Genomic DNA, 7078 nt, shown 5'->3' on the forward strand with positions numbered 1-7078 from the left:
CTGAGGCCCATGAGGCAGAAAACCGGCACGGCCCAAGGCCAGAGACAGCGAGCAAGGGCCGCCCCGCCGCGAGGCTGTCGTCCCCCGCGCGAAGAGAGCCGGGGAAGCTGCGCAGCAGCTCAGGGGGTGTTAACTAAAACCCCTCATGCGCCGCCAGATAGCGCCACTGCCCCTGGGGCAGATTGCCCAGCAGCACACGGCCTATGCGTATGCGCTTCAAGCCCACCACATGCAGGCCCACCTGCTCGCACATGCGGCGAATCTGGCGCTTCTTGCCCTCGGTCAGCACAAAGCGCAGCTGCTCGGGGTTTTGCCAGTCCACCTGGGCGGGCTTCAAGGCCTCGCCATCGAGCTCCAGGCCATGGCGCAGCAACTCCAGCCGCTCGGCAGGAAACACCGACTGCACATCCACATCGCGATCGCCAAAGCTCACGCGCACCAGGTATTCCTTGTCGATCTCGGAATCCTCGCCAATGATGTGGCGCGCCACGCGTCCGTCCTGGGTCAGCACCAGAAGGCCCACGGAGTCAATGTCCAGCCGCCCGCAAGGCGCCAGGCCCTTGAGCTGGGAGAAATTGAAGCGCGTCTTGCTGCGGTCCTGGTTCCAGTGGTTGTCAGGGTTGATGAGCACCATGGCGGGCTCGTGTCCATCCTCGGCCTGACCGCTCACATAGCCCATGGGCTTGTGCAACAGGATCGTGACCTGCTGCTCCTGCAACTGCCTGGCCTGATCGTCGATCTCGATGCGATCGCCGGGCACCACGTTCTGGCCCATGACGGCGACCTCGCCGTTGATACGCACCCAGCCTTTTTCCACCCACTCATCGGCCTCGCGACGCGAGCACATGCCCATGTCGGCAATGCGCTTGTTGATGCGAATCGCACCCGGACGCTGGTCATGGCCGACCTGGGGTTCGGGCGCGCGCTTGACGGGAATCGCGCGGTCCGAACCATCGGCCGCCGGACGGTAGGTACGAATCCCGGTCATGGGCCGGCGCACGGACTCGGAGATAAAAGCCCCTGGCTGCTGCTGAGCACCATCACGAGCATCGCGGCCGCCACGGCGCTCATTGCGATCACCGCGCGGAGCGCTGCGCTCGTCACGCTCGAAGCGCCGGCCTTCAGGCCGTGCGGGGCGATCGTCACGCTCAAACCTGCGACCTTCGCCACGGGCGCCGTCGCGACCTGCAGGGCCAAAGCCACGGCCGCCATCCCGGCGATCCTCGCGGCGCTCATCGCGCGGACCGCGTTCAGGACGATCGCCATAACCACCGGCTGCACCACGCGCAGCGCCGCGATCACCGCGTTCGCTCCAGTCGGCACGCGGGCGCTCATGGCGCGGCTCGCTGCCACCACGCTCCCCTCGCTCGCTGCGCGGACGCTCAAAACGCTGCTCGCGCTGCTCACGATCTCCGGGACCGGCATACGGACGGCCAAAGCCCTGGCCGCGACCCGATTCGGAGCGAGGACGTTCAAAGCGCGGGCCGCCATCGCCACGCGGCTCGAAACGCGGGCGATCGCCGAAATCGCCACGTGGGCGCTGATCGCGCGGGCCTTGGCCCTGGCCGCCATCGCGACGCCCCGGGCCATCGCGGCGTTCCTCGCGCGGATAGTCACGCGCCGAGTCCGCACGGCCAAAGCCGCTGCCCGGGCGCGCGGAACGCTCGCCACCACGTTCGCGCTCATCACGCGCATCGCGACCGCCGTCACGGGCACCACGAGCATCGCGCGGCCCGCGCTGGAATTCGGAGCGACCGGAATCGGGGCGGCCACGGGACTCGCCCGGCCGGCCATCGCGGGCATCACGCTGCGGCTTTGCCGGAGCGCGCAACACAGGGCGCGCCGAACTATCGGCAGTCGCGGGAGAGCTATCGGCGCCGGATGCGCCGGATTTGGGGGGAAGATTGGATGACATCAGACCGCCATTGTCGCGCGGCCCGGCCCCGCCCCGCCCGGCTCAACCCCCAATACGAGTGGGGTGCAAGGCCATGCTGGCGGGAGTTGATGGACAAACTGACCCGCTGGCAGCGTAAGCCCGACCCCAAGCGTATTCATTTCAACACGTCACCCACAAACCACTGGCATGGTCAATGCGCTTCAATGCTCGCATCAACGAAGAGCTCAAACGGAGCCGCCTTGCATCTGCTGCAAATCTGCCCGCACACAGACTCATTGCTGGCTGCAATCTCGACGGGTACAGCAGGTGTGATATGGGCGCTCTTGTGCAGAGCGATTTGCACCACAGGCTCCAATTGATTGCAAAAATTGAACAAATTCACAAAGTACATTGCGTGCAATGAGCAGCGGATAGCGTTTTCATATATGCAATCATCCGGAGCTCTATAATCATCTAAATTACGACAAATTATTCATTAATGTCATTTGACTTCATCTTATTTCCCTGTTCATTATTGATTTTCAATTTAGCAGAAAATATATTTCTGCGTGCTTTTTCTCCTATTAGATCTTTTCTTTTCCTAACGTGGTTATAAATTTCAATTGCCTCCTCATATCGTTTCTGATCATATAATGCATTTCCAAAATTGAAAAATGCTGAAGCGCGATAGTATTCGTCTAAATCCATATTTAAAGCTTTTCGGAACATTCGCTCTGCGAGCTTAGGACGTCCAAGAGCATCATAGGAGTTACCGAGTGCAAGAAAGCACATTGCATCGGAAGAATCTGATTTTTTTGCACGTTGAAAAGCTTTTAAGGCCTCAGAAAATTTCCCGAGCTTAAAATAGGCATCCCCCACGCAATACCAAGCATGATTCGCATTTTTTTCAAATGGGAATTTTAAATTTCCAGATTTGAAATCAAGAATTCTTTCGAGGACTTCTTCATAACGTCCACTTCTCATGTTGTGATATATATTTTCATACACCATATTATTCACTATAATTATCTTATTCTGCTGAACCGTCATTTGATCGACGCTTTCTTGCCTCACAATTTTCTGGCAGCTCACTACAAGCTAATGGCGATGGTGTAAATAATAAAGCAGTAGCAATAAGTACTCTACTACATATATATCAATTCAGAGGTAATGAAGCCAGCGCCTCTTGATCCTCGAGCTCTGGGAGAGCCTTTGGGTTTTCGGCTATGTTCCTCCCCTTCTGGGTGTCCTGTATTTCTCTCTCGAATCCCCGAGGGAACTCTATGCTCAGGTGCTGGTTTTTTATTAGGGTTTGGTACAACTGGTCCCTTCCCTCTAGGAACCTCTGCATAAAGCGAATCCAAGCGTGGTAGCGCCTGAACGAGCCTCCTGTAATACACTCCATAACTCCCAAGATGCCCGCGCTTCGCGGGCATCTTGTCTTTTCAGGTAGCCATCACAGGCTTGGAGGGGCCGTTCACCAGCAAGCGGGCACGGGCCATCCACAAATTTGCCAAGGCGAACAGGGTATACAGTTGCTGGGTGTTCTTTTTTAAACCTCGGTAGCGAACCTTGGTGTGGCCAAACTGGCGTTTGATCACTCTGAATGGGTGCTCGACCTTGGCCCGAATCTTGGATTTGACCCGTTCAAGCTGTTCTTGCAAGGCATGTATCGGCTGCTGCAGATCCAGAGCCTTGCGCTCGCTGCGTTTCATGGCGATATGCCAACGCAGCTCCAGACGTTTGTCAGCCCCCTGGTAGCCAGCGTCGCCATATCCATCACTTTCGTGACCATGTAGCAGGCTGTTGGCTTCCACGACATCGCCAACATTGGCAGCGGTTCCTCGTACGGTATGCACCAAACCAGAATCTGCGTCCACGCCAATGTGGGCCTTCATGCCGAAGTACCACTGGTTGCCCTTCTTCGGTTGGGTGCATCTCTGGATCGCGGGACTTGGTCTTGTTCTTGGTGGAACTGGGGGCAGCGATCAACGTGGCATCCACGATGGTGCCTGTGCGTAGCAGCAGCTTTTTGCTCACCAGCAAGTCCGTGACGATCTTCAGAATTTCCTCGGCCAGCTTGTGCGTTTCCAGCAAATGGCGAAAGCGCAGGATGGTGCTCTCATCTGGTGTGGCACTGTCCCATGACAGGCCGGCGAAGTCCCGAAACAACGGCATATCGTGCAGAGCCTCTTCCATGGCGGGATCACTGAGCGTGAACCACTGCTGCATGAAGTGAATACGCAGCAGCATCTCAACAGGAAACGGTGGCCGACCTCGGCGCCCTTCGGGGCGTAGGGCGCAACCAACGCCACCAAGTCCTTCCACGGCACGACCTGCTGCATCTGTTCGAGGAATTCGCGTTTGCGTGTCTTCTTGAGGGAGAGACTCAGGCCGAGATCAGATTGCTGCATGGGCCGGGATGCGTCACGTAGATATGAAGTCCCTGTAGTGGGTGGAACAACGCCTCAGAATGGCCACCATTATTCGATGATTTTTTTCAATTCACTCCTCACCAGAGAAGTATCTTTTCTCGAAAGAGATCTTGACATTATTAAAACTTCAAAACCGACTTGTGCTGCATGTAATCTATATTTTGTTCCATGATGTGCCCATTTTAAAAAAATTGGAAAAGATACATTAAATTCATAATTTCTAGCGATAAAATCACTCACAGAGTGTCGCATAATTTCATCATGAAAATCATCCAAATTTTTATCCAAAATATTTCATTTTTCCAAAAAATAGGTATTTTTTCAAAATCATGATGTATCAATCTAATAAAACAATCACTCCCTCTCAGAGAAGTTATCGATGAATTTTGAAAAATAGACAACACAAATCTCGACAATTCTTCCGGCCAAAACTCTACCAAGATTTGGTCATTCTCAATATCGAAGCACAAATCATTAATATATCGGATTTTCTTTTTTTTAATTGCATCGGAAAGTCTTTCTTTATAATTAGATATTTCCATTTTTATCCGCCTATGGTACCGTAATATTACTTGGAAGTGTCCACCACAATGGCGGAAGTAAAGATGGAACTATTCGAATTCCACGATATAAAAGATAACCAGCTGCAACCGCAGCGGCAGCTGTACATTCTGGACAAGAACTCCCTTCATCGGTCTCATCTGCCTCACACTCCTCATCGTAGCGCTTTTGCCACTTTCTCCAGAAACTATCTTCTTTATTTATTAGAATCATCCCTTTCAAGGTCTTTGCCACGAAGTCCTGATCCTGCCTACATCAGCCGTCAACCAACAACAATTTGGCATTCAGCTGCCTTTTTTTAAGCAGACTCCGTAATGAATTTGATGTTTTGATGTGCAAATGGAAGCAGATGATGTTGGTTTCTCCAACACCTTGAAAGGGATGGTTCTAAGATCGTCACCGGCACGGCCAGCGAGCACGACAGCACGCACTTTGACGAGGTGCTCGACGAGCACAACACGAGCCGCGATGCCTATGCCGACAAGGGCTACCCCAGCGCGCAGCGCAGCGAAATGCTCAAGACGCTGGGCTATCGTGAACACATCCAGCGCAAAGCCAAGCCTGGCCAGCCCTTGAGCGAATGTCAGAAACAGCGCAACAAGCGCATTGCCAAAATCCGAGCCCGTGTCGAGCATCCGTTTGCTCAAATGCGTCACACGGGCGGCAAGCTCATTAGTAACATCGGCCAGGCCCGTGCCACGGTGGCCATGACCATGATGGCCACCTGCTACAAACTCAAGCGCTTGGCCATGTTTCTGAAAACGAGGTGGATGCGTTCTACAAGAGCAGGCCCCCAAAGAGCGAGGTTCGCCTACTAGGGAGCATTGGTGGATAGAAGAGGCAATAAATGCCTCTGGATGGCCTTCACTGCGCTAAAAACAATGGTTTTTGGAGCTTCCCAGAAGCTACCGTGAGGCGCTCTTCTGGCTGCAAGTGCGTATATCGGGAGGTCATCTGTGCAAATCACCTGGGATTCAGGTGTTGCACTTCAAGCTTGAGACCGCTCATATTTTTTAAAAAAAATACTGTATGCAGCTCCCCCTTTTCTTGGGCAATATCTATTGCATTTGCACCCATTTTGTCTTTTTTATTTAAATCAGCGCCAGCGTCTAGTAATATTTGGGCAACCTCATAATATCCCCACGCTGCAGCACACATCAGCGGCGTTACTGCTTGTATCGTTACGGCATTGACATTGGCTCCAGCTGATATTAATAATATTGCTGCGCCTCGCTCCCCATTTGAAGATGCTTCATGAAGCGCTGTTAAATTATAGTGCCCGGTCGCATTTATGGAGGCACCTTTTTCAAGAAGGAGCTGAATTTCCAGTAGCCGACCTCCAGCTGAAGCTGCCATAAGAAGAGTATTTCCGCTGGAGCCGGGCTCATCTAAGTCATATATTTCATTTAATCGATAATTAATCCTTTCTCTGCTCAATGAAATAATATTTATTAACTCGTCAATTGATTTTTTGTTACTCATGGAATTAAATTAAATGATCCAAGACGAATTTCACTAAGAAGTTTCTGGTAACTTTCGAACGTCATCGGATTGGCTGGAGCAACAACAAAATGATTTGTATTTCCTGACTGCATAACTTGTAATCCATTTGGCAAACTATTTACAGGGAAAGCACCGCCATATTTTTGAATAAATGGATCATGAGGGTTTATATTTAATGACAACCCTTGCGCTTTGCCATTTTTTCCTATCGGGTAGGCTTTGTTGCATAACTCGGCCCCGATGGCTGCGGAGAGAGAGCTAAGCTGTCAAGTCCCGATTGGTTATAAACCCGCTTTTTGAACAACTCGGGCTTTTTCCGATACCAGCTCTTTAAGGCCTGAACCGGTGAGACATGATCGAGCGCTCGCTGTGGAATTTGATGGTTATAGGTCTTCACATAGCTCATCAACATCGCCTCCAACTGGGCTGCTGAGGCGAACCGTGTCTGATGGAGCACCTCGCTGATCCGGCCATGATCTTGCCCCCGCAAAGTGTAGTGCTTACCCCGTGCGCCTGTCATGCGAGTTGCTGGAGGTCAGCGTCAGCGGGTACTGCAGCTGGCAACGCCGGCGTGGTGTTGCGGACACAGGCAAAGGTGCGCACTGTAGTGAGCAAGCCCTGCTGGTGCACATCCGTGCAATCCACGCCGAGGTGAAAGGCGAATATGGCTGGCCCCGCATGCACAAGGAACTATTGGCACGGG

The 7078-nt window shown here is 52.9% G+C and carries 6 protein-coding genes and 4 pseudogenes; 2 read left to right on the forward strand and 8 right to left on the reverse strand.

Going from position 1 to position 7078, the window contains the following annotated elements:
• Nucleotides 1-133: 133 nt before the first annotated feature.
• The 5 genes and pseudogenes from G486_RS24615 to G486_RS24805 all read right to left on the reverse strand — a co-directional run bounded on the left by G486_RS24615 (nt 134) and on the right by G486_RS24805 (nt 5085).
• The gene (locus G486_RS24615; protein WP_245587349.1) at nt 134-1915 is read right to left on the reverse strand and encodes a pseudouridine synthase; all 1782 of its coding nucleotides are present in this window, start codon (nt 1913-1915) and stop codon (nt 134-136) included.
• 450 nt (nt 1916-2365) lie between these two features.
• A complete protein-coding gene (locus tag G486_RS23700; protein ID WP_084455370.1) occupies nt 2366-2926 on the reverse strand; it encodes a tetratricopeptide repeat protein in 561 nt (186 codons plus the stop codon).
• A gap of 395 nt (nt 2927-3321) precedes the next feature.
• Nucleotides 3322-4290, reverse strand: a pseudogene (locus G486_RS22585) (IS5 family transposase).
• Between the two features lie 69 nt (nt 4291-4359).
• Nucleotides 4360-4599 (reverse strand): hypothetical protein, encoded by a 240-nt coding sequence (locus G486_RS24075; RefSeq protein WP_169728607.1) that lies wholly within the window; start codon nt 4597-4599, stop codon nt 4360-4362.
• Between the two features lie 264 nt (nt 4600-4863).
• Nucleotides 4864-5085 carry a hypothetical protein gene (locus tag G486_RS24805; protein WP_156920066.1) on the reverse strand — a complete coding sequence of 74 codons (222 nt, stop codon included), beginning with the start codon at nt 5083-5085 and terminating at the stop codon, nt 4864-4866.
• A 176-nt stretch (nt 5086-5261) separates the two neighbouring features.
• Between G486_RS24805 and G486_RS22590 the strand changes: the two are divergent.
• Nucleotides 5262-5707 (forward strand): annotated as a pseudogene (locus G486_RS22590) (transposase); the annotation flags it as partial.
• A gap of 128 nt (nt 5708-5835) precedes the next feature.
• Here the strand turns inward: G486_RS22590 and G486_RS23705 are convergent.
• The 3 genes and pseudogenes from G486_RS23705 to G486_RS24085 all read right to left on the reverse strand — a co-directional run.
• The gene (locus G486_RS23705; RefSeq protein ID WP_084455374.1) at nt 5836-6354 is read right to left on the reverse strand and encodes an ankyrin repeat domain-containing protein; all 519 of its coding nucleotides are present in this window, start codon (nt 6352-6354) and stop codon (nt 5836-5838) included.
• Nucleotides 6351-6557: a hypothetical protein gene (locus tag G486_RS24340; protein ID WP_211233800.1), complete on the reverse strand. Its 207-nt coding sequence runs from the start codon at nt 6555-6557 to the stop codon at nt 6351-6353. The genes G486_RS23705 and G486_RS24340 overlap by 4 nt, the downstream gene beginning before the upstream one ends.
• Nucleotides 6558-6580: 23 nt before the next feature.
• A pseudogene (locus G486_RS24085) lies at nt 6581-6850 on the reverse strand (IS3 family transposase); the annotation flags it as partial.
• A gap of 26 nt (nt 6851-6876) precedes the next feature.
• Between G486_RS24085 and G486_RS23715 the strand changes: the two are divergent.
• A pseudogene (locus G486_RS23715) lies at nt 6877-7078 on the forward strand (IS3 family transposase); the annotation flags it as partial.

It is taken from the genome of Comamonas composti DSM 21721 (genome assembly GCF_000429845.1).
Classification (GTDB): Bacteria; Pseudomonadota; Gammaproteobacteria; order Burkholderiales; family Burkholderiaceae_C; genus Comamonas; species Comamonas composti.

What these genes read in the sequence shown, in the direction of transcription:
- G486_RS24615 (WP_245587349.1), bottom strand. Translation starts at nt 1,915, where the DNA reads ATGTCATCCAATCTTCCCCCCAAATCCGGCGCATCCGGCGCCGATAGC.
- G486_RS23700 (WP_084455370.1), bottom strand. Translation starts at nt 2,926, where the DNA reads ATGACGGTTCAGCAGAATAAGATAATTATAGTGAATAATATGGTGTAT.
- G486_RS24805 (WP_156920066.1), bottom strand. Translation starts at nt 5,085, where the DNA reads ATGATTCTAATAAATAAAGAAGATAGTTTCTGGAGAAAGTGGCAAAAG.
- G486_RS23705 (WP_084455374.1), bottom strand. Translation starts at nt 6,354, where the DNA reads ATGAGTAACAAAAAATCAATTGACGAGTTAATAAATATTATTTCATTG.